The organism is Streptomyces sp. NPDC030183, assembly GCF_055573455.1.
This window is the reverse complement of sequence record NZ_JBVIBK010000001.1, coordinates 465,465-486,061: the sequence shown is the minus strand read 5'-3', so window position 1 is coordinate 486,061 and position 20,597 is coordinate 465,465. Positions and strand designations below refer to the sequence as shown.

The 20,597-nt window shown below is 72.1% G+C and carries 18 protein-coding genes; 12 read left to right on the top strand and 6 right to left on the bottom strand.

Annotated elements, in window-relative coordinates; all coding sequences use genetic code 11:
- Nucleotides 1-100 precede the first annotated feature (100 nt).
- Both ACZ4Z2_RS02105 and ACZ4Z2_RS02100 read right to left on the bottom strand, forming a co-directional pair.
- Complete coding sequence (locus ACZ4Z2_RS02105) at nt 101-1,117, bottom strand: SEC-C metal-binding domain-containing protein (protein ID WP_468071383.1); 1,017 nt, start codon at nt 1,115-1,117, stop codon at nt 101-103.
- Nucleotides 1,118-1,318: 201 nt separating this feature from the next.
- Nucleotides 1,319-2,794, bottom strand: coding sequence for a glycoside hydrolase (locus ACZ4Z2_RS02100; protein WP_468071678.1), 1,476 nt, complete (start codon nt 2,792-2,794; stop codon nt 1,319-1,321).
- Between the two features lie 374 nt (nt 2,795-3,168).
- On the opposite strand from ACZ4Z2_RS02100, the gene ACZ4Z2_RS02095 reads away from it, so the two are divergent.
- The 6 genes from ACZ4Z2_RS02095 (at nt 3,169) to ACZ4Z2_RS02070 (ending at nt 8,340) form a co-directional block, all read left to right on the top strand.
- The gene (locus ACZ4Z2_RS02095) at nt 3,169-3,954 is read left to right on the top strand and encodes a class E sortase (RefSeq protein ID WP_468071381.1); all 786 of its coding nucleotides are present in this window, start codon (nt 3,169-3,171) and stop codon (nt 3,952-3,954) included.
- Between the two features lie 477 nt (nt 3,955-4,431).
- Nucleotides 4,432-5,751, top strand: coding sequence for a S8 family peptidase (locus ACZ4Z2_RS02090; protein WP_468071379.1), 1,320 nt, complete (start codon nt 4,432-4,434; stop codon nt 5,749-5,751).
- Nucleotides 5,748-5,996: a hypothetical protein gene (locus ACZ4Z2_RS02085; protein WP_468071377.1), complete on the top strand. Its 249-nt coding sequence runs from the start codon at nt 5,748-5,750 to the stop codon at nt 5,994-5,996. Before ACZ4Z2_RS02090 ends, ACZ4Z2_RS02085 begins: the two co-directional genes overlap by 4 nt.
- Before the next feature lie 92 nt (nt 5,997-6,088).
- Nucleotides 6,089-6,400, top strand: a complete 312-nt coding sequence (locus tag ACZ4Z2_RS02080; RefSeq protein ID WP_468071375.1) for a DUF6412 domain-containing protein — start codon at nt 6,089-6,091, stop codon at nt 6,398-6,400.
- 183 nt (nt 6,401-6,583) lie between these two features.
- Nucleotides 6,584-7,345, top strand: coding sequence for a YidC/Oxa1 family membrane protein insertase (locus ACZ4Z2_RS02075; protein ID WP_468071374.1), 762 nt, complete (start codon nt 6,584-6,586; stop codon nt 7,343-7,345).
- A gap of 137 nt (nt 7,346-7,482) precedes the next feature.
- Nucleotides 7,483-8,340 carry a fumarylacetoacetate hydrolase family protein gene (locus ACZ4Z2_RS02070; RefSeq protein WP_468071372.1) on the top strand — a complete coding sequence of 286 codons (858 nt, stop codon included), beginning with the start codon at nt 7,483-7,485 and terminating at the stop codon, nt 8,338-8,340.
- 108 nt (nt 8,341-8,448) lie between these two features.
- On the opposite strand, the gene ACZ4Z2_RS02065 is transcribed toward ACZ4Z2_RS02070, so the two are convergent.
- A complete protein-coding gene (locus ACZ4Z2_RS02065; protein ID WP_468071370.1) occupies nt 8,449-8,991 on the bottom strand; it encodes a heme-degrading domain-containing protein in 543 nt (180 codons plus the stop codon).
- The gene (locus tag ACZ4Z2_RS02060; protein ID WP_468071368.1) at nt 8,988-10,133 is read right to left on the bottom strand and encodes a Gfo/Idh/MocA family oxidoreductase; all 1,146 of its coding nucleotides are present in this window, start codon (nt 10,131-10,133) and stop codon (nt 8,988-8,990) included. The genes ACZ4Z2_RS02065 and ACZ4Z2_RS02060 overlap by 4 nt, the downstream gene beginning before the upstream one ends.
- 47 nt (nt 10,134-10,180) lie before the next feature.
- On the opposite strand from ACZ4Z2_RS02060, the gene ACZ4Z2_RS02055 reads away from it, so the two are divergent.
- The 6 genes from ACZ4Z2_RS02055 (at nt 10,181) to ACZ4Z2_RS02030 (ending at nt 16,165) form a co-directional block, all read left to right on the top strand.
- Nucleotides 10,181-11,320: an ROK family transcriptional regulator gene (locus tag ACZ4Z2_RS02055; RefSeq protein WP_468071367.1), complete on the top strand. Its 1,140-nt coding sequence runs from the start codon at nt 10,181-10,183 to the stop codon at nt 11,318-11,320.
- A 237-nt stretch (nt 11,321-11,557) separates the two neighbouring features.
- Nucleotides 11,558-12,448, top strand: a complete 891-nt coding sequence (locus tag ACZ4Z2_RS02050; RefSeq protein ID WP_468071365.1) for a cell wall protein — start codon at nt 11,558-11,560, stop codon at nt 12,446-12,448.
- 99 nt (nt 12,449-12,547) lie between these two features.
- Nucleotides 12,548-13,327 (top strand): HAD-IIA family hydrolase, encoded by a 780-nt coding sequence (locus tag ACZ4Z2_RS02045; protein WP_468071363.1) that lies wholly within the window; start codon nt 12,548-12,550, stop codon nt 13,325-13,327.
- Between the two features lie 101 nt (nt 13,328-13,428).
- A complete protein-coding gene (locus ACZ4Z2_RS02040) occupies nt 13,429-14,070 on the top strand; it encodes a hypothetical protein (protein WP_468071361.1) in 642 nt (213 codons plus the stop codon).
- 9 nt (nt 14,071-14,079) lie between these two features.
- Nucleotides 14,080-14,769 carry a class F sortase gene (locus ACZ4Z2_RS02035; protein ID WP_468071359.1) on the top strand — a complete coding sequence of 230 codons (690 nt, stop codon included), beginning with the start codon at nt 14,080-14,082 and terminating at the stop codon, nt 14,767-14,769.
- 376 nt (nt 14,770-15,145) lie between these two features.
- Nucleotides 15,146-16,165: a glycoside hydrolase family 6 protein gene (locus ACZ4Z2_RS02030; protein WP_468071357.1), complete on the top strand. Its 1,020-nt coding sequence runs from the start codon at nt 15,146-15,148 to the stop codon at nt 16,163-16,165.
- 220 nt (nt 16,166-16,385) lie between these two features.
- On the opposite strand, the gene glxA is transcribed toward ACZ4Z2_RS02030, so the two are convergent.
- Together glxA and ACZ4Z2_RS02020 are read right to left on the bottom strand one after the other, a co-directional pair.
- On the bottom strand, nt 16,386-18,323 hold the full coding sequence (glxA, locus tag ACZ4Z2_RS02025) for a radical copper oxidase GlxA (protein ID WP_468071355.1): 1,938 nt from the start codon (nt 18,321-18,323) through the stop codon (nt 16,386-16,388).
- Nucleotides 18,320-20,311 carry a glycosyltransferase family 2 protein gene (locus tag ACZ4Z2_RS02020; protein WP_468071353.1) on the bottom strand — a complete coding sequence of 664 codons (1,992 nt, stop codon included), beginning with the start codon at nt 20,309-20,311 and terminating at the stop codon, nt 18,320-18,322. Before ACZ4Z2_RS02020 ends, glxA begins: the two co-directional genes overlap by 4 nt.
- Between the last annotated feature and the right edge of the window lie 286 nt (nt 20,312-20,597).

Here is a 20,597-nt window from a genome sequence, read left to right as displayed (position 1 = left end):
ACGTGGCGACAAGCACTCTGATGGTGCCGAGGACTGGCATGGCTGCGGCGGCAAGGAACGCGATGGCGAGCCAAGGCCGATCCACCTCGGGCTTCTGCCATCAGGCACGGCATCCGTGGCACGCCCCGTAGGTCTGGCCCGACCCGCACCAACAAACTGACCCCTTCTGCGGTGGCCACTCCACCGCCAGCCCCCGGGCCGCCAGGGTCGTCGCGTACTGGGGGAGGAGGGTCGCGTCGTCGGGGGAGGCGCCCTCCGACGCGGCGAAGGCCTCGTACGACGGGACCGTGCCCGTCACGATGCCCAGGTTCGGGGTGCCCGATGTCGCCAGTTCTCGCAGGGAGGACTCTATGGTCGCCAGGTGGGCCTCGTGCGACGGGTACTCCGCCAGGAGGCCCGGGTACGCCGTCACCAGTTCCGAGAGTTCCGGGGCCGGCCAGTGCAGGACCGCCACCGGGAACGGGCGGGACAGGGCCTCCCTGTACGTGCCCAACTCCGCGCGCAGGCGGGAGATCTCCGCCTGGAGTTCCGCCGGGTTGTCCGAGCCGAGGGACCAGACCCGTTTCGGGTCGTGCAGCTCGTCCAGGGAGACCGACGACGAGTTCTGGGTGTCCGCCAGGGCGTCCCAGTCGTCGTGGGGCGCCCCCAGCATGCGGCGGACCCGGTGGCGGCCGAAGAGGAGGGGGCGGGTCGCGTACGGGGGCTCCGTCACGTCCGTCAGCAGGAGCCGCGCGGCGGCCGTGAACGTGTCCTGGGCCGCCTCCAGCTCGTCGTGCGCCTCCAGCGCCTCCGCCACGATCACCCACGGCGCCGGGTCCCGCGGAGCGGCTGAGCGGATGCCGTCGATGATCGCCCTCGCCTCGGCCTCGTGGCCGTACTCCCACAGGTTCGACGCCTTCAGGGCCCGTACGAGGTGGGGGTTCTCCAGGGGTGTGGTCGAGGCGAGCAGGCGGTCGTAGAGGGCGGTCGCCGCGGGGCGGTCGCCGGCGAGTTCGCGGTGGGCGGCGGCCTGGACAAGGAGGTGTTCCGCGTCCTCCGGGTAGAGGTCCGCGGTTCGCTCCAGGCGGGCCGCTTCGGCGGGGTGGTCGACGTTCTCGGCAGGCGTGTCGGGGCGCATGGACGACACCGTACTGCCCGGGGAAGGCCCACGGGGTGGTGGTGCGCGGGACTTCCGGCCGGTTGCGGGTGGGGTGCGTGCCGGGGCGTGGCTCTCGCCGTGCCGAGCGGGTGCGACTCTCGCCGCTCCGCACCGCCTCCGGTTCCCGCTCCGGCTCGCACCGCCTCCGGTTCTCGCTCCGGCTCGCACCACCCCGCTCCTCTAGATCGTCACCCCGTCGATCTGCAGCGTCTGTACCGCGCCCGCAGCGAACGGGACCGCCACCGACTTGCCGTTCAGGCGGGTGTCGGAGTAGGCGCGGTAGCGGTCGGTGCCACCCGAGGTGTGGGTGTTCCAGCGGGGGACCAGGCCGTTCGTGCCGCCCGTCACCGTCGTGAAGCGGGAGAGGTCGAACGTCAGGGTCTGGGCGGACGAGGCGGTGTTGATCGCGACGATCACCAGGCGGCGGGCCGCCGCGTCGTACGCCGCCGCCGTGTAGCTGGAGCCCGCGTCCAGGATCGTCATCCCCGGGCGGATGTGACGGCTGAACTGCGCCATCACGTAGTACTTCGTCTCGATCGCGCCCGGCTGGAGCGTGGTCGCGTCGTACTTGATCATGCCCCAGCCCGCCGTCGGGTCCATCACCTGCCAGTAGACCCAGGCCGTGGGGTGCAGCCAGCGGAAGTCGTAGCAGAGGTTGCGGGCGAGGGTCCAACCCGTGCCGTCGCTGTCGCCCGTCTCCGAGTTCCACAGCTTCTTGCCCGACGTCGTCACGACGTCCGTGTAGAGGAGGTCGCGGCGGCCGTTCGCTCCCTGGTAGCCGTGTACGTTCACCTGGCTGACCAGGCCCTTGGTGGTCGCGTTGAAGGAGTTCCAGGTGGAGCGGGCCGTGTCGTAGTTCGTCTCGTCGGACGCGGAGACACGCACCGACTGCAGGCCCCGCTTGTCCAACTCGCTGCGCATGTACGGCAGTACGGCGGCCTGCACCGCCGGGTCCATGTGGCAGCCCTCCTGGGTGCCGGTGGCCGTCCACCACGTGGACGCCGGCTCGTTGAAGGGGTCGACCGTCGCGAAGTTCACCCCCCAGTTGTTCTTCGCGCGCAGCGCCACCGCCGCGAGGTGGGAGGCGTGCTGGCGGTAGTTCCAGGTCTGGAGGTTGTTGCCGCCGCCCGAGGCGCCCGACGGGTTGTGGTTGGCGCACATCCACCACATCGGGGAGTTCGCGAACAGTTCGGTGGTCGCGCCGCGGGCCACCGCCTTGGTCAGCGCCGCCCGCTGGTTCGCGTCCGCCGTCCAGTTCCAGGCCGAGGACGCCGGGTCCTCGTTGTTCCAGTCCTGCCAGTAGCCCTCGATCTGCTTGAAGCGGGGGATGTTCGGCGACGTCACCATCGACTCGCCGTTGACCGTGTTCCAGCTGCAGGCGCCCAGGTTGTAGCGGGCGATGTTCATGCCCAGGCCGGGCAGTGCCGTGCCGTTGTACGTCGTCGTCTTCGTCGTGAACCACAGGTCGGCGAAGTCGTCCCGGGCGCCGAACACGTTCGCCCACCAGGCGAGCGAGGTGCCCCAGCCCTCCCATGTGCCGAACTTGGTCGCCGGGTTGATCGCGACGGTCGCGTCCGCGTGCGCGGTGCCCGTACCGAGGGCGGTGCCCGCGATCGCGCCCCCGGCCGCGGCCAGCAGGGCCCTGCGGCCGACCACCAGGGAGGACGAGGACGAGGACGAGGACGGGGCGGACCGTTCGGGGTGCGGGGCGTTTCTGGGGTTCTGCGGGACGGGTGAGGAAGCGGTCATGTCAGCTCCGGGTTGCGGGTGCCGGGGCGGGGAGACCCCGGGGGAGGTGGAGAGACTCGGAAGGGCCAGGGCGGCCAGGACGGTCGGAAGAGTCCGGTCGGAAGAGTCAGCAGGGCCTGGACGGCCAGGAGGGACAGGAGGGCCATCGGAAGAGTCAGGGGTGAACCATGCGGTTGTCGAGAGTTCTGACAGCGCTTTCTGCGATTTCTTTCAATGGTTGTGAGAAGGGGAGATAAAAGCGGGGCTGGTCACTTCCCGGGGGCCGCCCTATCGTTCCGGCCGTGAGGACACCCCGGGTCGTCCACCACGGCAGCCGGCGCCGCCGCGCCGCGTACGTCCGTGCGCTCCGGGCCGCCGCCGAGCTCGCGGTCACCCTCGGCCTCGTCCTCCTCCTCTTCGTCGCGTACCAGCTGTGGTGGACGAACCGGCAGGCCCAGGAGGGCGCCCGGCGCCAGGTCGAGGCCCTGGAGCGGGAGTGGGCCGCCGGGCCGGACGACGAGCCGGCGCCCCACACCGCCGCGCCCCCGCCGCCCGCCACGGCTGAACCCCCGCCGCCCGCCTCGGCCCCCGTACGACCGTCCGCCCCCGGGCCTGCCCCCTCCGCCCCGCCGCGCCCCGCCCAGGTCTACGCCGTCCTCGCCATCCCCCGCCTCGGCCTGCGCGTACCCGTCGCAGAAGGGGTCGGGCGGGCCGGTGTGCTCGACAAGGGCTACGTCGGCCACTACCCGCGGACCGCGCAGCCCGGGCGGCCCGGCAACCTCGCGCTCGCCGGGCACCGCACCACCCACGGCGAGCCCTTCCGGCACCTCGACCGGCTGGACCGGGGCGACGAGGTCAGGGTCGAGACCCGGGACGCCCGCTACACCTACGTCGTCGACCGGACGCTCCCGCGGACCACGCCCGGCGACGTGGGCGTCCTGCGGGCCGTGCCGCGCAGCGGTGTGCTGCCGTCGTACGGGTACGACACACCCGGCCACTACCTGACGCTCACCACGTGCACCCCCGTCTACACGTCCACCTACCGCCTCGTGGTGTGGGGCAAGCTCCGGTCCGTACGGTTCAGATGACGGCGGGCGCCTTACCCGACGTGCGCCTTACCCGACGTGCGCCTCGCCCCACGTGCGCCTTACCCGACGTGCGCCTCGCCCCACGTGCGCCTTACCCGACGTGCGCCTCGCCCGGCGGGCGCCTTACCCGACGTGCTCCTCACCCGGCGGGCGCCTTACCCGGCGTGCTCCTCGCCCGACGTGCTCCTCACCCAGGTGGCGGCGGGCGCCGGTCACGGCGCTGCCCCGCGCGGCTGCGCTGTGTTGCCGACCTCCGCACCCGGTGCGACGGTGTTCGAGGCGCCACGCCGAGGCAACGGACCGTCACGGGACCGTGCAGTCGCGGGCGAGGGCGCCGCGCGTCGAGGTGCGGCCCGGCCGCACCCCCACGATCTGCGCCTTCGCGGCACCACACCAGCGCTTCCGTGAGCAGACGCGCGTCCACGATCCCTCGGGGGCAGTGCACAGAAAGCGGGAAAACCAATGGCGAACGGCCCCATGGACAGGCGTGGCCACAACGGGCAGCCCCATCGCACCAACGGCTCCGCCGCCCCCCAGGGCGCGGAGTACACCGGCAGGTACGTCGTCCTGCTCGAACCGGGCAACCAGGAGAGCGGACTGAACGCACTGCGTGCCTCCGCCGACATCGCCTCCGTCGAACGCGTCCGCGGAAGCGAGGCGGGCAACGTCTCCGAACTGCTGGAGCGCCCCGACGTCTCCGTGCACTTCGAGGAGCTCGCGGCCGCCGTGGTCGAGGTGCGGCCCGAGCAGCGCCACGCGCTGGTCACCGCGGCCGAGGCCGACCCGGCGATCATCGCCGCCGAGCCGGAGCGCATGGTGTACGCCATGCCGATCACGGCTCCGACCCAGGCGCCGACGGAGTTCTTCCCGGCCTACCGCAGCGACGAGGAGGTCGTCGACCGCCACACGCGGGCCGAGATCGCCGCCGCCCAGGGCCCGGCCGTGGACGAGCAGACCTTCACCTGGGGCCTCCAGGCCATCCGGGCGAACCTGTCCCACCTCACCGGTCGCGGGGTGAAGGTCGCCGTCCTCGACACCGGCGTCGACATCACCCACCCGGACCTGGCCGGGTGCATCGAGGACACCATGTCCTTCGTGGCCGGCGAGGCGGTCGCCGACGGCAACGGCCACGGCACCCACTGCATCGGCACCGTCGCCGGCCCGGCCAAGCCCCAGCACGGCCCGCGCTACGGCGTCGCCTGCGACGCCCGGATCCTCGCCGGCAAGGTCCTCAGCAACCGGGGCAGCGGCGCGGACGGCCAGATCCTGGCGGGCATCGCCTGGGCCATCGCCCGCGGCGCGCGGGTGATCTCCATGTCGCTCGGTGCGCCGGTCCGGCCGGGCGAGCTGTTCCCGCAGACGTACGAGATCCTGGCCCGGCGCGCCCTGGAGCGCGGGACGGTGATCGTCGCCGCGGCCGGCAACGAGAGCAACCGGCCCCCGGTCATCGAGCCCGTCGGCCGCCCCGCCAACTGCCCCTCGATCCTCGCGGTGGCCTCCCTCGACCGGGCGCTCACCCCCTCCTTCTTCTCCAACGGCGGCATCAACGGCCAGGGCGGCGAGATCAACATCGCCGCGCCCGGCAGGGACGTGCGCTCGGCGGCGCCCGGGGGCGGCTACCAGAACCTGAGCGGCACGAGCATGGCCACGCCGCACGTGGCGGGCGTCCTCGCCCTGCTCAGCGAGGCGAACCCCCAGGTGTCCGCGGCCGACCTCGTGGCCCGGCTCAAGGCCGGCGCGTTCCCGCTGGCGCAGCCCGTCCGGGACGTCGGCCACGGTCTGCTCCAGGCCCCGTGAGCGAGTCCGCCGCTTCCGCGCCGGTCGGGGTCGTCCTCGCGGTCGACCCCGACCGGTTCGGGGAGGTCGTCGAGGCCCTGCGGCGGGCCGGGCTGACCGTCACGGGCGAACAGCCCGTCGTCGGCACGCTCTCCGGCACCACCCCGGAGGACCGGATCCCCGCCCTGGAGGCCGTCGACGGTGTCGAGGCCCTCGACCGGGAACGCACCGTCCGGCTGCCCCCACCGGACGCCCCGGCCCAGTGAGGCGGACCCCACGCCCCGGAACCGGCAGCGGTGTCCGGGGCGTCCTGTATAAACGGGAGGGAGTCGTCGTCGTGTCGAAGGGGGAGTGAGCCGTGGTCCGGGCCCTGGCGGCGCTGCGTCCCCTCGCCGTCGTGCTCCTCGTCCTCTTCGAGCTGTCCGTGCTCGACGCCGGCACCCTCTCCGCCGCCGTCGCCTTCGCGGCCACCGCCGCGGCCGGATCGGCCTTCGCCGCCTGCGCGGTCATCGCCTCGCGCTGCGCCCCCGTCGTCCCGCGTACGCGCGTCCGGACGGCGATCAGGGACCGGGAGCGCCGTACGGCGTTCCTCGCCCAACGCGATCCCGACGCCCGCGGCCGTACGCGCCCCCGGGCGCCCGGACGTGCCCTCCTGACGGTCACCGCGTAGGGCACGCCACCTCCTTCTTCCGGACGCGCTTCCTCTCCAGCTTCTGTCGTTCGCGCTTCCACGAACCACCGCCGTGCCCCTCACGCGGGCCGTCGCGCCGAGTTCCCCGTCATCGGACACCCCGGTCACCGGGCTGTTCCGGACCACTCCTGGCACGACGAGACCCCTGGAGGGCTCCCACCCATGTCCGTGTTCGCCGACCTTGTCGCGCGTCTCGCCGATCTGCTCGACCCGCTGTTCCACGCCTCCGCCACGGCCGTCGCGATCGTCCTGTTCACCGCGCTCGTACGACTGCTGGTGCACCCCCTGTCGAGGGCGGCCGCGCGCGGGCAGCGGGCCCGGGTCGCGTTGCAGCCGAAGATCGCGGAGCTGCGGAAGAAGCACGCGAAGAACCCGGAGAAGCTGCAGAAGGCGGTGCTGGAACTGCACGCCGCGGAGAAGGTGTCACCGCTGTCCGGGTGCCTGCCCAGCCTCTTTCAGCTCCCCGCGTTCTTCCTGCTCTACCACCTGTTCTCCAACACGCGGATCGGCGGCGAGGCCAACGAACTCCTGACCCACCGGCTCTTCGCGGCACCGCTCGGCGACCGCTTCGCCGACGCGCTGGGAGCGGGCGGCCTCCTCGGCGCGCAGGGCCTCGTCTACGTGGGGCTGTTCCTGATCGTCACCGGGGTCGCGCTGTTCAACTTCCGCCGTACGAAGCGGATGATGGCGGCGGGGACGGCCGGGATGCCGGCCGCGGCCGACGACCAGGTGCCTGGACTCGCGACGAGCATGGGTGCCGTCAGCAAGGTCATGCCGTTCATGTCCTTCTTCACGCTCCTCACCGTGGCGGTGGTACCGCTGGCGGCCGCGCTGTACGTGGTGACCAGCACGACCTGGAGCGCCATCGAGCGGGCGGCCCTGTATCCCGTGACCCCCGCCGCCCCGGCCCCCACGGGCAGGTAGCGAAACCGTACGCCCGAGTAGCGGTCCACTCCGTGAACCGGGTATTGCGGAGTGGATGGTGACCTTGGACGATCGACCAGTCCTCCGATGGCTGCACCCATCGGTCGGGCGGTCGGCGATCGAGGGAGAGAGTGACCATGAAGCTGCTGCGAGTCGGTACGGCGGGCGCGGAACGGCCCGCGCTGCTCGACGCCGAGGGGGTCCTGCGGGACCTCTCGGCGCTCGTGCCGGACATCGACGGCGAGCTGCTCGCGGACGAGGCGGCGCTCGGCCGGATCCGCGAGGCCGCCGAGGCCGGAGACCTTCCGGAACTGGACGCGGCGGGGCTGCGGGTGGGGCCGCCGCTCGCCCGGATCGGCAAGATCGTCTGCATCGGGCTCAACTACCACGACCACGCCCGCGAGACGGGGTCCGAGCCGCCCGCCGAGCCGGTCGTCTTCTTCAAGGCCGCGGACACCGTCGTCGGGCCGTACGACACGGTGCTGGTGCCCCGGGGGTCGGCCAAGACGGACTGGGAGGTGGAGCTCGCGGTCGTCATCGGCCGTACGGCGCGCTATGTCGAGTCCCGGGAGGACGCGCTCACGCATGTCGCCGGGTACGCCGTCTCCCACGACGTCTCCGAGCGGGAGTTCCAGCTGGAGCGCGGCGGGACCTGGGACAAGGGCAAGAACTGTGAGACGTTCAATCCGCTGGGACCGTGGCTGGTCACGGCGGACGAGGTGCCGGATCCGCAGAAGCTGGGGCTCCGGCTGTGGGTCAACGGTGAGCTGAAGCAGGACGGGACGACCGCCGAGCAGATCTTCTCGGTGAGCGAGGTCGTGCGGTACGTCAGCCAGTTCATGACGCTCTACCCCGGTGACGTCATCAACACCGGGACACCGGCGGGCGTGGCCCTCGGGGAGCCCGATCCCAAGCCGTTCCTGAAGGCCGGGGACGTGGTGGAGCTGGAGATCGAGGGGCTGGGGCGGCAGCGGCAGGAGTTCGGGCAGGCGTAGGCACGGCGAGCAGGATGCCGGACGCCTGAGGGGCGGGGGTGCCGCGGTTGGTCGGCGGCCGCGGGATGTCGTCGCGGCCGGTCGCGTGGTTCCCCGCGCCCCTTCGGGTCAGCTGTCGCCGGACTCGCGCTCCAAGTGCCGTTCCAGTGCCTCCACCACCATGCGATGGTCCTCCAGTTGGGGCAGGCCCGACACCGTCACCGTGCCGATGACGCCCGCGCCCTCGACCGTCAGGGGGAAGGAGCCGCCGTGGGCCGCGTACCGGTCGGGGTCCAGGCGGGACGCGTCCTCGAACGTCGTGCCCTTGGCGCGGAAGCGGGCGCCGACGAGGTAGGAGGAGGCGCCGTAGCGTTCCACGACCCGGCGTTTGCGGTCGATCCAGGCGTCGTTGTCCGGGGTCGAGCCGGGAAGCGCGGCGTGGAAGAGCTGCTGGTGGCCGCGGCGGATGTCGATGGCGACCGGGGCCTCGCACTCACGGGCCGTCTCCACCAGCAGGGAGCCCAGCGCCCACGCGTCCTCGAAGGTGAAGCGGGGCAGGACCAGGCGGCGTTCCTGCGCCTCCAGTTCCTCGATGCCCGGCGTCTCGCCGCCCGGGGTCCGGGTGCCCGGGCCGGCCGGGCTCGGCCTCCCGGTGCTCGGGGTGTGCGTCATGCGAGCCTCACCGCCACTCCCTCGGCCGCCGACCTGCGCGCCGCCTCCAGGACGTCCAGCGCGGCGGCCGCCTCATGGGCGGTGACCGGGTTCTCGCCGGTGCCGCGCAGGGCGGCGGCCACGGCCGCGTAGTACGCGGGGTAGTCGCCGGGGACCGTGGGGACCGGGGTGCCGCCGCCGGTGGCGGGGGACTCGCCGGCGCCGACACGGCCCCACAGCTCCTCGGGCTCCACGCCCCAGGGGGCGCCCGGCGTGGGGCGTGCGCCGTCGCGGAGGTCGGCCTCCTGCGGGTCCAGGCCGTACTTCACATAGCCGGCCTCGGAGCCCAGCACCCGGAAGCGGGGGCCGAGCTGGGGAGTGACGGCGGAGGCGTAGAAGTGGGAGCGGACGCCGCTCGCGTGGGTGACCGCGATGAACGTGTCGTCGTCCGCCTCGGCGCCGGGGCGGCGCAGATCGGACTCGGCGTAGACGAGGGTGGCCGGGCCGAAGAGGGTGAGGGCCTGGTCGACGACATGGCTGCCCAGGTCGTAGAGGAGACCTCCGATCTCTGCGGGGTCGCCGGACTCGCGCCAGCCGCCCTTGAGCTGGGGGCGCCAGCGCTCGAAGCGGGACTCGAAGCGGCGGACCTCGCCCAGTTCGCCGTCTGCGAGCAGCTTGCGGAGGGTCAGGAAGTCGTTGTCCCAGCGGCGGTTCTGGAAGACGGACAGGAGCAGGCCGCGGGCGTCGGCCAGGGCGGCCAGTTCACGCGCCTCGGCCGCCGTGCCGGCGATCGGCTTGTCGACGACGACCGCGAGGCCCGCTTCCAGGGCGGCGGTCGCGAGGGGGACGTGCGTCCTGTTGGGGGACGCGACGACGACCAGGTCCAGCTCGTCCGCCCGGTTCCACAGCTCGTCCGCGGAGGCCGCGAGCCGTACGCCGGGGAACTCGGCGCGGGCCTGCGCCTGCCGCTCCGGGTTCGAGGTGACGACCGTGTCGAGGACGAGGCCCTCGGTCGCGGCGATCAGCGGGGCGTGGAAGACGGAGCCGGCGAGGCCGTAGCCGACCAGGGCCACGCGCAGGGGGGCGGCGGGGGCCGCACCGGGCGCGTCCGGGGCCGAGGGGGCCGTACCGGCGGAGTCCGTGCCGTTCGTGGTGCCTGTCATGCGTCCACTTAAGCAACGCTGTTGCCAAAGTGCAAGCACGGGGGACAATGGGGGGTGTGAACGGCAATGGGAACGGCACCGGCAACCGGAACGGGCGCGCCGCGGGGGCGTCGGGGGTGAATCTCCTGGCGCTGCGCAGCCACAACGGGGCGCTCGTGCTGGACCTGCTGCGGATCGCGGGGGCGGCCGGGATAAGCCGGCTCGAACTGGCCGACCGGACCGGGCTCACCCCGCAGGCCGTCAGCAAGATCGTCGCCCGCCTCCGCGCCGACGGACTCGTCACGGAGGCGGGCTACCGGGCCTCCACCGGCGGCAAGCCGCGCACCGTCCTGCGGCTCGTCCCCGACGCCGGCCACGCGGTGGGGCTCCATCTGGACCGCGACGCGCTGACTGCCGTGGTCTGCGACCTCACCGGCACGGTGGTCGGCGAGCGGCGCGCCCCGCTGCACCTGGGGGCCGGCGCGGACGCCGTCGTCGAGAACGCGGCGCTGGAGGTGGAGGAACTGCTCGCCGAGCGGGACGCCCCCCTCCTCGGTGTCGGTGTGGCCCTGCCTGGTCCCCTCGACCATCTGCACGGCGTGCTCCACCGGGTCACCGGGTTCCCGGAGTGGGAGGGCTTCCCGCTGCGGGCGGCCCTGGCCCGGCGGCTGCGCACCCCCGTGGTCGTCGACAAGGACACCAACGCGGCGGCGCTGCGGCTGGCCGTGGCCCTCGGCACCCACGGGTCCTTCGCGTACATCCACCTCGGCACGGGCCTCGGTGCCGGGCTCGTCATCGGCGGTGCCGTCCACCGGGGGGCGCGGACCCGGGCCGGGGAGTTCGGGCACCAGGTCGTCCAGCTGGACGGGCCGCTGTGCGGCTGCGGGAACCGCGGGTGCATCGAGGCGCTGTGCCTCGCGGCCGTCGCGCGGGGGGACGTGGACGAGGCCGCGCGCGTGCTGGGGACGGGGGCCGCGAACCTCGTAGGGCTCCTCGACATCGAGCTGGTGCTGCTCGGCGGGCGCACGGTCGAGGAGCGGCCCGACGTGTTCGTACGGGGGGTGGGGGCCGTGCTGGACGAGTGGGCCCGGCTCCAGGGGGAGGAGCCGTACGTACCTGTGCGGGTCGCCTCCGGCGGGTCGCTGGGGGTGGCGGAGGGCGCGGCCCAGCTGCTGCTGGCGCCGCTGTTCGGACGGGCGGACGGGTAGGTCCGCCGGGGGGACGGGTAGGTCGGCCGGGCGGACGGGTGGGTGGGCAGGGCTGGCGGGTGGCTGCGCCGGGCCGGCGGGCAGGCGCCTTGCGAGGGTGCGGTGCTGAAGAGCCGGCCGGACGGAGCCCGCCCGTGCCGCCGCCTCCGCTGATCGAGCGGACTTGCCTCCCTCTCCCCGGTGGCCCAGGGCGTGGCTCCCCGCCTGCCCCGGAGGCGCTGGCATGGTCATGTGTTCATGCGACTGTGTACTTGTCTGACCCTGGTGTTCGCCGTCGGAGCCGGCCTCGGCGGTGGGCCGGGAGCGGCGGTCGCTGCCGTGAGGGAGGCCGTCGGCTGCACGGGGGCCGACAGCGAGGAGTTCCCGATCCGAACCCGTATCGACGGGGGGCCGGCCTCCTATGTCGCCGGCGGCGGCTTCGGGACCTGGGCGGTGGAGCTCACCAACACCACCGACCGGTCCTGCGCCGCCATCCACCCGGTGGTCGTACTGGTCGACGACGGGCGGGCGTTGAAGCGGTCGCAGCCGCAACTGGAGTACTTCGAGGACGCCGACGGGACCACGTCCCGGCCGGTCACCTTCGAGGAGACCGACGCGGACGAACTGGTCGGAGTGCTCGACGAGGACGGCGACGGCTTCACCGTGCCCGCCGGCCGCACCCTCACCGTCAAGGTCCGCCTCTCCATCACCTCCGACGCGGCCGTGCCGAACGACGTCGTGGCCAACGCGGCCGTCGTCCAGCGGCGCGGCGCCGACGGCGAGTGGGTCGGGCAGTCGAACGACTACCGGTTCCGCATCACCGACGAGCACGAGCACGAGGACGAGCACGAGCACGAGAAGGAGAAGGAGGACGCGCACGAGAAGGAGAAGGAGGACGAGAGCGAGGGCCGGGGCGAGGGCCGGGACCGGCGGCAGGACGGGGGCGAGTCCCCGGGGGCGCGCGAGAGGGAGCGGCCCGACGGCGACCGCGTCAGCGCGGAGCCCGACCCGGCGCCGGACGCGGGGCCGTACCCCGGGGAACTGGCCGACAGCGGCGCCGGCCACGTCCTGCTGCCGTACGCGGCCGGGGTGTTGGCGCTCGCCGTCGGAGGGGTACTGGCGGCAGGGGTGCGCAGACGTCGGCGGTGAGCGGGCGGGGCGGTCTCAGCGGCCAAGATCGCCCTCCTCTTTTCTGCCACGCCGCCCTAGGGTTGGGAGCCGATCCGCACGTACGGCAGGAGATCGCACATGGCAGAGCGCAAGCCCATCGAGTCGTGGCTCACCGACATGGACGGGGTGCTCATCCACGAGGGCGTGCCGATCCCCGGCGCCGACGCCTTCATCAAGAAGCTGCGCGAATCCGGCCGCCCGTTCCTGGTGCTCACCAACAACTCGATCTACACCCCGCGCGATCTGCACGCCCGGCTCTCCCGCATGGGCCTCGACGTCCCCGTCGACCACATCTGGACCTCGGCCCTCGCCACCGCCCAGTTCCTGGACGACCAGCGGCCCGGCGGCACCGCGTACGTCATCGGCGAGGCCGGTCTGACCACCGCCCTGCACGACATCGGGTACGTCCTCACCGACCACGACCCCGACTACGTGGTCCTCGGCGAGACCCGCACCTACTCCTTCGAGGCCATGACCAAGGCGGTACGGCTGATCAACGCCGGTGCCCGCTTCATCGCCACCAACCCGGACGAGACCGGCCCCTCCACCGAGGGCCCGCTGCCCGCGACCGGCGCCGTGGCCGCGCTGATCACCAAGGCGACCGGCCAGCAGCCGTACTTCGCGGGCAAGCCGAACCCGCTGATGATGCGCACCGGCCTCAACGCGATCGGCGCCCACTCCGAGACCAGCGCCATGATCGGCGACCGTATGGACACGGACGTCCTCGCCGGCATGGAGGCCGGGATGCAGACCTTCCTGGTGCTCACCGGTCTGACCACCCCCGACCAGGTGGAGAAGTTCCCCTACCGGCCGTCGAAGATCGTGAACTCCATCGCGGACCTGGTCGACCGCATCTGACCGGCGGTAAACCCACGGGCACCCGTACGGAGCAGTCACGGGCCCTCCCCGGATGCGGCGCGGCCCCCGGCGGGGGAGGCTCAGGAGTCTGGAGGTTCACCATGGGCTCACTGCGACTCACTCTCTGTGCGGGGGCGGTGGTCGCTGCCGCGCTGACCGCGTCGGCACCCCCGGTCCACGCGGCCGGCTCCGGGGACGTCTCGGTGGTGCCGGCCGAGCCGGCGCCCGGCACCGACATCCAGGTGCGGGCCGAGGGCTGCGGGGGCAAGTCGGGCACCGCCGCCTCGGAGGCGTTCGTCGCGGACGTGCAGCTGACCGTACTGGGCGGCAGGAGGCCCGGCACCCTCTCCGGCGAGACCCGCGTCAGGTCCTCACTGAAAGCCGGGACGTACGGTGTGCGGGTCTCCTGTGACGGCCAGGAGGACAAGGTCAAGGGCACGATCGAGGTCGGCGACGGCAAGCAGGCCCCCGCCGGCCCCTCGGCCCGGCCCACCGGTCGCCCGTCGGCGCCCGCCTCCCCGGTCGCCCCCGTCCGCGCGGGCGGCGGCGGAGCGGCCGCACTGCTGGCGGCGGAGCCGGTGGCCTCCGCCGACGCGGCCGCCTCGGCGGACGGCGTCGGCTCCATGGACGCCCGCAACGCCGGGCCAGGCGCCCGGCAGGCGGTGGTCGGCCTGGTCCTCGCCGGTGTCGCGGCCGCGGTGGTGGTGGTGCGCGGCGCCCGCCGGGGCCGGGGCACGGAGTAAGGGGTCGCCGTGTCCGGTCAGGACCACTCCGACACCGGCGAGCGGGGCGGCGGTACGAGCGCCGGCCGGTTCACCACCGGCGTCGCCTGGGCCGTGCTGCTGCTGGGCCTGTGGCTCTGGGGCCGCGAGGTCACCGACGTACGGCACGGCATATCGGCGCCGACCACGGGTGACGTGGCCGCCGTCGGCCGGCCCGCGCAGGCCGAACTGCCGCCCGCCGTGGAGCCGTTGCGGGGCGCGCGCCCGCAGCGCCTCGACATCCCCGCCATGGGGGTGCAGGCCCCGGTCGTGGCGCGCGGCCTCGACGTCGACGGGGCGATCGACCCGCCCTCCTACGACCAGCCGGGCGTCGTCGGCTGGTACGCCGCCGGCACCCGGCCCGGCGCCACCGGGACCGCGCTGTTCGTGGGACACGTCGACACCGAGACCCGCCCCGCCGTCTTCTACAAGCTCAGCGCCCTCAAGCTCGGCGAGCTGATCCGGGTGGCCCGGGACGACGGCACGGTCGCCGAGTTCACCGTGGACGACGTACAGGTCATCGGCCGCGACGACTTCGACGCCGGACAGGCGTACGGCGTACGGCAGTCGGGCCGCGCCGAACTCCGCCTGGTCACCTGCGGCGGGACCTTCGACCAGAAGAGCCGCACCTACACGGCGAACGTCGTCGTCTCCGCGTACCTCAGCGGCACCCGCCCCTGAACCCGTGCGACGGGGGCCCGTGCGACGGGGCCCGGCGCGTCCTGCCCGGCCGCGGTCGGCGACCCGCTCCCCCGGGAGCCGCCGACCGGGCCGGTCCTCGACCGCGCGCCCGGGCCGCGGGAGTAACCCGGCGCCGCGTGGGAGGGAGAAGCGACTGTAGAACGGATGGACGGGATGGGCCAGAGGTGAGGTGACGTGAGGTCAGATACCGGCGCACGGTCATCCGGGCAGCTCGCGCCCCCGTTCGCACGCGGTTTCCGTCCGACGTGGTCAGGAGACGGCAGCACTCGGTCAAGGCGGCGGCAACCTCGTGGGCGCGGCGGGAAATATGCCAGGATTGGGGCTTTACGACACGGTGCACCCAAGGGGGAGTTGGATGTACGCCAGTAGGGGGGCCGGAGTCCGGGCGTCCGCGGCGGTGGCGGGGGCCACGCTGCTGCTCGCAGGCTGTTTCGGGGGAGACGGCGACAGCGAGGACGACAAGACCAAGGGCTCCGGGATCACCCAGCAGCCAAGCGGAACGGACCCGTTCTGGGTCAACCCGGAGGGGAACGCGGCGGCTCAGGTGGCCGCCTACGAGAAGGCGGGCAAGGACGAGAACGCCGAGCTGATCCGCAGGATCGCCGAGCAGCCCACGGGTGAGTGGATCGGCCCCGAGAGCCCGGAACGGGAGGCCAGGGGCTTCACGGAGGCGGCGAGGAAGGCCGACCGGGACGCCCTCCTCGTCCTCTACAACATCCCGCACCGCGACTGCGGTCAGTACTCGGGCGGCGGCGCTGCCGACGGTGACGCGTACCGGGCGTGGATCGACGGCGTGGCCCGCGGCATCGGGGACCGCCCCGCCACGGTCGTCCTCGAACCCGACGCGGTCCTCCACGTGGTGGACGGCTGCACCCCGGGCGAGTTCCACGAGGAGCGGTACGACCTGCTGAAGGGCGCGATCGAGAAGCTCGGCGCGCTGAAGAACACGAAGGTGTACCTGGACGCCGGGAACGCGGGGTGGAGCGAGGCCGACAAGATCGCCGAACCGCTGAAGTGGGCCGGCGTCGACAAGGCCGACGGCTTCGCCGTCAACGTCTCGAACTTCTACACCACCGAGGACTCCATCGAGTACGGCAGGCAGCTGTCCGCGAAGGTCGGCGGCAAGCCGTTCGTCATCGACACCAGCCGCAACGGCAACGGCCCCTACACCGGGGGCGACAAGGACGAACAGTGGTGCAACCCGCCGGGGCGGGCGCTGGGGGAGACGCCGACGACGAAGACGGCGGATCCGCTGGTGGACGCGTACCTGTGGGTCAAGCGGCCGGGGGAGTCGGACGGGGAGTGCAAGGGCGGGCCGAAGGCGGGGGAGTGGTGGCCGGAGTACGCACTGGCGCTGGCCAGGGCGTCTGACTGAACGCCGGGCGCCTCATAGCTCGGGGGTGCGCGGTTCGTGGGCGGGTGCGGGTGGTGTGTGGTTTCTCGCGCAGTTCCCCGCGCCCCTGAAAAGCGGCCGGGGCTGCGCCCCGTGCTTTTCATGAAGGGGCGGGCCGTAGGCCCGTTCCCTTCAGGGGCGCGGGGAACTGCGCGACCAGCCCCCACGCACCCGCGCCCGAACCACAGAACCCGGCGGAGCCCTACCGCACCTTCACCCACCGCGCCTTGCTCGGTGTCCCCGCCGCGTCCGTCACGAACAGCATGTACCACCCGGACTGCACGAGATTCCGGTTCTTCGGCACGGTCACCGTGACGCTGTCGCCGGACGTCGTGAAGTCCGCCGCGATGGACTTCTGGTCGACATCGGTGACATGCGTCGACGCACTCGGCCGGATCAGCCGCGCCGACTTGATGGACGACGCGTGCCGCGTCCCGAACGTCGCCTTCCCGCCGCGCGCCACCGTCTTCGGCCCGCCCGACAGCGTCGGCCGCCCGTCCCGGTACAGGTACGGCGGCGTGTAGATCTCGATGCGCTGCTCGAACTCCCCCGGCTTGGTGTTGGCCTTGTCGGCGTACAGGGAGTCCGACCCGAAGAAGACCACCCGCCCGTCGGGCAGCAGGATCGACCCGGAGTGGTAGTTGCGGCCGACCAGCGGATCGGCGACCCGCCGCATCTCGCCGGTGCGCGCGTCGTAGATCCGGGACTGGAGGATGTTGGAGTCGCCGCGGCCCCGGTAGTCCTCCGAACCGCCGGAGATGAGGACCGTGTCGTCCGGCAGGATCGAGGACTGCGGATACCGGGTGCCCTTGGCGAGCCGCGGTCCGTCCACGAAGCGCGGGCTGTCGTCCAGCAGGTCGACGATCCGGGTCCGCCGGCTGGACAGCTCCGACTCACCGACCCCGCCGCCGCCGATCACCATGTACTTCTCCTTCTGCGCCGGCGGCAGAAGGACGGTCCCGGCGGTCTCCAGCAGTGTGCCGTCGCTCATGCCGGGGATCTTGGTGAACGTGTTCGTCCTCAGGTCCCACACACCCGGCTGCCGGCCCACGTCGTCCGGGCCGTACCCGGCGTTCGCGCCCGAGTAGAACAGCTTGCCGTTCTGCATCAGGGAGATCGCCGGATACGTCGGGAACTGCCGGACCTCCTTGGTGTACGTCCACTTCCTGGTCTCCGGGTCGTAGATCTCGTTCTTGCCGGGGACCAGCTGGCCGATCTCGTCCAGCCCGGAGAGGCTGAGGACCGTGCCGTCGGTGAGCGTCGTCAGCGTCGGGTACCAGCGGGCCTCGTTCATCGGGTCGACCTTGATGTACCGCTCGGCGACCGGGTCGAACTCGTAGGCGTCCCTGATGCCCTGGAAGTCCTTCTTGTCGAGGGCGAGCTTCTGCGCGATGCCGTAGGTGTTGCGGGCGTCCGCGCCCTTGAGGCCCGCGATCCGGTAGTTGTCCTCGGTGCCGGTCTCGTACCGCTTGCCGCTGCGCTCGGCCTCGACGTAGGCGCGGGCGATGCCCGGCTTGTTGCCGGTGAACTTCCCGGTGTCCGGGTCGAAGGTCTTGGTGGCCTTCTTGATCTCGACCTCGTCCTTCAGGACGAACGTCCTGCCGTTCTCCTTGCCGACGAACTTCGTCCCCGGCCTCAGCTCCACCTTCTTGTCGGGGTTCTCGTTGTGGATGATCATCAGGCCGCCGGCCTTGGTGACATCGCCCTTGAGCTTCTCGTAGCGCTTGGTGCCGCCCGCGATCAGCAGCCGGCCGCTGGACAACTGGGTGTGCCCGGTGCAGAACAGGTCGGCCGGCGTCGGCACACGCTTGATGGTCTGCTTGACCGGGTCCCAGACGCGGGTGTCGAACTTCTTGTCGTCGAAGTTGTCCTGGTCGTTGCCCGAACCCGCGATCAACAGCACCTTGCCGGTGTGCAGGAGCGCGGCGTGGATCGTGTTCTGCCGGTACTCCTTCGGGAACTCCACGATCTGCCAGTGCCCGTTGGCGGCCTTGTACTCAGGTCTGTTGATCTTGTACTGGTGGTACTGCTCGGTGCCGAAGCGGTACACCCACGGCCCGTTCATCCCGGCCAGCGCGAGGACCACCGCCCCGCCGATCGCGAGGCGACGGGCGCGGCGGTGGCCTGCACGGTCCTTCATTCCTTACGTCCCCCAAGTCCGCCCAGGGCGATCTGCATGGTCTGGTCGCTACCCCCGCCGCCCGATCCGGACGCGGCCCAGCTCGGCTTGTGCTGGGGAGCGTGCGGCGCGTGCGGGGCGTGCGGTGCGTGGGGCGGCGCGTGCGGCGTGGGAGCCGCCTCGGGCGGAGCCACCATCGACCCCTGCAGATCGGCCGCGGCGGCGGCCTTCTTCCTGTCCTGGCGCAGCATGTGACGCCAGACGACGATGGGCAGGGCGGTGATCAGCAGGGCGAACGTGGCCCAGATGATCATCGCCGGGTGCGCGTGCCCGTAGACGAGGCCGGCGACGATCGAGCCACCGAAGATCGCGATGAAGTACCAGTGGTACCGGAAGGTGCCGAACCACCGGTCGGGGCTGGCCGAGTCGCCCTTGGGCGTGACGACGAACTTGCTCTTGCGGCGCAGCGCCGAGTCGATCAGCGCCTTGGCGTACAGCGGCGCGGACAGCGCGGACATCACCATGCCGGCCACACCGCCGGAGCCCTCGGGCTCGTGCGGGGAGACGTTGTGCCTGCGGTTCCAGACGTAGAGACCTATCTGGAGCGCCGAGGCGTTCCCGTAGAGCATCAGCCACACCGTCGGGTCGATGTTCACGCCCGACGCGCCGAGGCCCAGGAAGAGGGCGCAACTCAGCGCGGCGAGGATCCAGTTGAGGGCGGACATCGGGTAGAAGATGATCATCATGGTGTAGTTGAAGAGCTTGGTCGGCGGCAGCGAGTACCAGCCCTTCCAGTACTGCTTGAGGATCGTCTCGTACGTCCCGCGCGACCAGCGCATCTGCTGGGTGAAGAAGTCCGTCCAGGCACTGGGCCCCTCGCCCACCGCGAGGACGTCCGGCGTGTACACCGAGCGCCACTTGCGGCCCGTCACCGGGTTCTTGTGGCGGTGGATCTCGAAGCCGGTCGCCATGTCCTCGGTGATCGAGTCGTAGAGCCCGCCGATCTGCTTGAGGGCCTTGATGCGGACGGCGTTCGAGGTGCCGACGAACATCGGGGCGCCGTAGCGGTTGCCGGCGCGCTGGATCAGCGCGTGGAAGAGGAACTGCTGCGACTCGGCGGCCTTGGTGACGAAGTTGTCGTAGTTGCCGTACACCTGGGGGCCGATGACGAAGCCGACGTCCGGGTCGCGGAAGAAGCCGAGCATCCGCTCCAGGTAGTTGGGCAGCGGTACGTGGTCGGTGTCGACGGAGGCGAAGTAGTCGTAGTCGTCGCCGTGGGCGTCGAGCCAGGCGTTGTAGTTGCCGTGCTTGGTCTTGGCGCGGTGCGGGCCTTTGGGCTGGTTCCACTTCGCGATGCCCTTGCGGGAGAAGTGGTGCACGCCGAGGCGCGCGCAGACGGCCTTCACCTCCGGGTCGTCGCCCTCGTCCAGGAGCCACACGTGCAGCAGGCCGCGGTGGCGGAGCCGGACCGCGGCCTCCAGGGTCTTCGTCACCATCTCCAGCGGCTCCTTGCCGGGCACGAAGGAGGTGAGGAAGGCGACCCTGGTGCCGACCTCGGGCACCACCGGGACCGGGTCGCGGGCGACCAGGGTGGCGTGCGCGTTGGACAGCACGTTCATGCAGCGGAAGAACTCGATCAACCCGATCGAGACCAGCATGACCATGTCCAGGGCGGGCAGGAACTCGTGCGCGACGTAGTCGCGCTTGGTCCAGTGCTCGGGCTGGAGCAGCCAGGTGAGCAGGACCAGGGAGAGCAGCGGGGCGGCGGCCAGCATCAGGGCGACCCTCAGGCGGTGCGGCTCCTGGGAGATCAGGGAGCGGTACTGCACCGTGTAGGGCTTGCTCGGATCGGGCTGAGTGAGGGGCCCCGCGAGGCGGCTGTAGTGCTCGTAGTCGTATCTGGGAAGTGTCTTCCTCAGCTTTCGGAAGGTGCCGGTGCGGTGCGACGGAACCTTCGGTTGTGTCGTGTCGGACGGGTCGGAGTTATGCCGGGCGCCCGTCGGCGTCATGAGTCATTCCCCCCGCACACACGTTCGTGTGTGTTCGTCGGTCTTCCGCCCGCTTCGGTCCCCCTCGACCGTTACGGACGCATCAGTGGCGGATCGCCGCCACCATGTGATCTACACCATGGAGACTCAGGACGGCGACCTTCCGGTTCCTTTGCCGCCCTCCTGGGCATCCGTTCGAGAGAGCGCGCATCCTGGCGACGCCGGGAGGCTATGATCCCCATCCCCGGGCGCAAATCGCCCACGGCCTCCCAACTGCCGTGTATCCGCAGCCTCTTACGGCCCAGGG

Excerpts from the sequence above, each read along its gene's own strand:
- ACZ4Z2_RS02105 (WP_468071383.1), bottom strand. The coding sequence starts at position 1,117 with ATGCGCCCCGACACGCCTGCCGAGAACGTCGACCACCCCGCCGAAGCG.
- ACZ4Z2_RS02090 (WP_468071379.1), top strand. The coding sequence starts at position 4,432 with ATGGACAGGCGTGGCCACAACGGGCAGCCCCATCGCACCAACGGCTCC.
- ACZ4Z2_RS02075 (WP_468071374.1), top strand. The coding sequence starts at position 6,584 with ATGTCCGTGTTCGCCGACCTTGTCGCGCGTCTCGCCGATCTGCTCGAC.
- ACZ4Z2_RS02070 (WP_468071372.1), top strand. The coding sequence starts at position 7,483 with ATGAAGCTGCTGCGAGTCGGTACGGCGGGCGCGGAACGGCCCGCGCTG.
- ACZ4Z2_RS02065 (WP_468071370.1), bottom strand. The coding sequence starts at position 8,991 with ATGACGCACACCCCGAGCACCGGGAGGCCGAGCCCGGCCGGCCCGGGC.
- ACZ4Z2_RS02060 (WP_468071368.1), bottom strand. The coding sequence starts at position 10,133 with ATGACAGGCACCACGAACGGCACGGACTCCGCCGGTACGGCCCCCTCG.
- ACZ4Z2_RS02055 (WP_468071367.1), top strand. The coding sequence starts at position 10,181 with ATGGGGGGTGTGAACGGCAATGGGAACGGCACCGGCAACCGGAACGGG.
- ACZ4Z2_RS02050 (WP_468071365.1), top strand. The coding sequence starts at position 11,558 with ATGCGACTGTGTACTTGTCTGACCCTGGTGTTCGCCGTCGGAGCCGGC.
- ACZ4Z2_RS02045 (WP_468071363.1), top strand. The coding sequence starts at position 12,548 with ATGGCAGAGCGCAAGCCCATCGAGTCGTGGCTCACCGACATGGACGGG.
- ACZ4Z2_RS02040 (WP_468071361.1), top strand. The coding sequence starts at position 13,429 with ATGGGCTCACTGCGACTCACTCTCTGTGCGGGGGCGGTGGTCGCTGCC.
- ACZ4Z2_RS02030 (WP_468071357.1), top strand. The coding sequence starts at position 15,146 with ATGTACGCCAGTAGGGGGGCCGGAGTCCGGGCGTCCGCGGCGGTGGCG.
- glxA (WP_468071355.1), bottom strand. The coding sequence starts at position 18,323 with ATGAAGGACCGTGCAGGCCACCGCCGCGCCCGTCGCCTCGCGATCGGC.
- ACZ4Z2_RS02020 (WP_468071353.1), bottom strand. The coding sequence starts at position 20,311 with ATGACGCCGACGGGCGCCCGGCATAACTCCGACCCGTCCGACACGACA.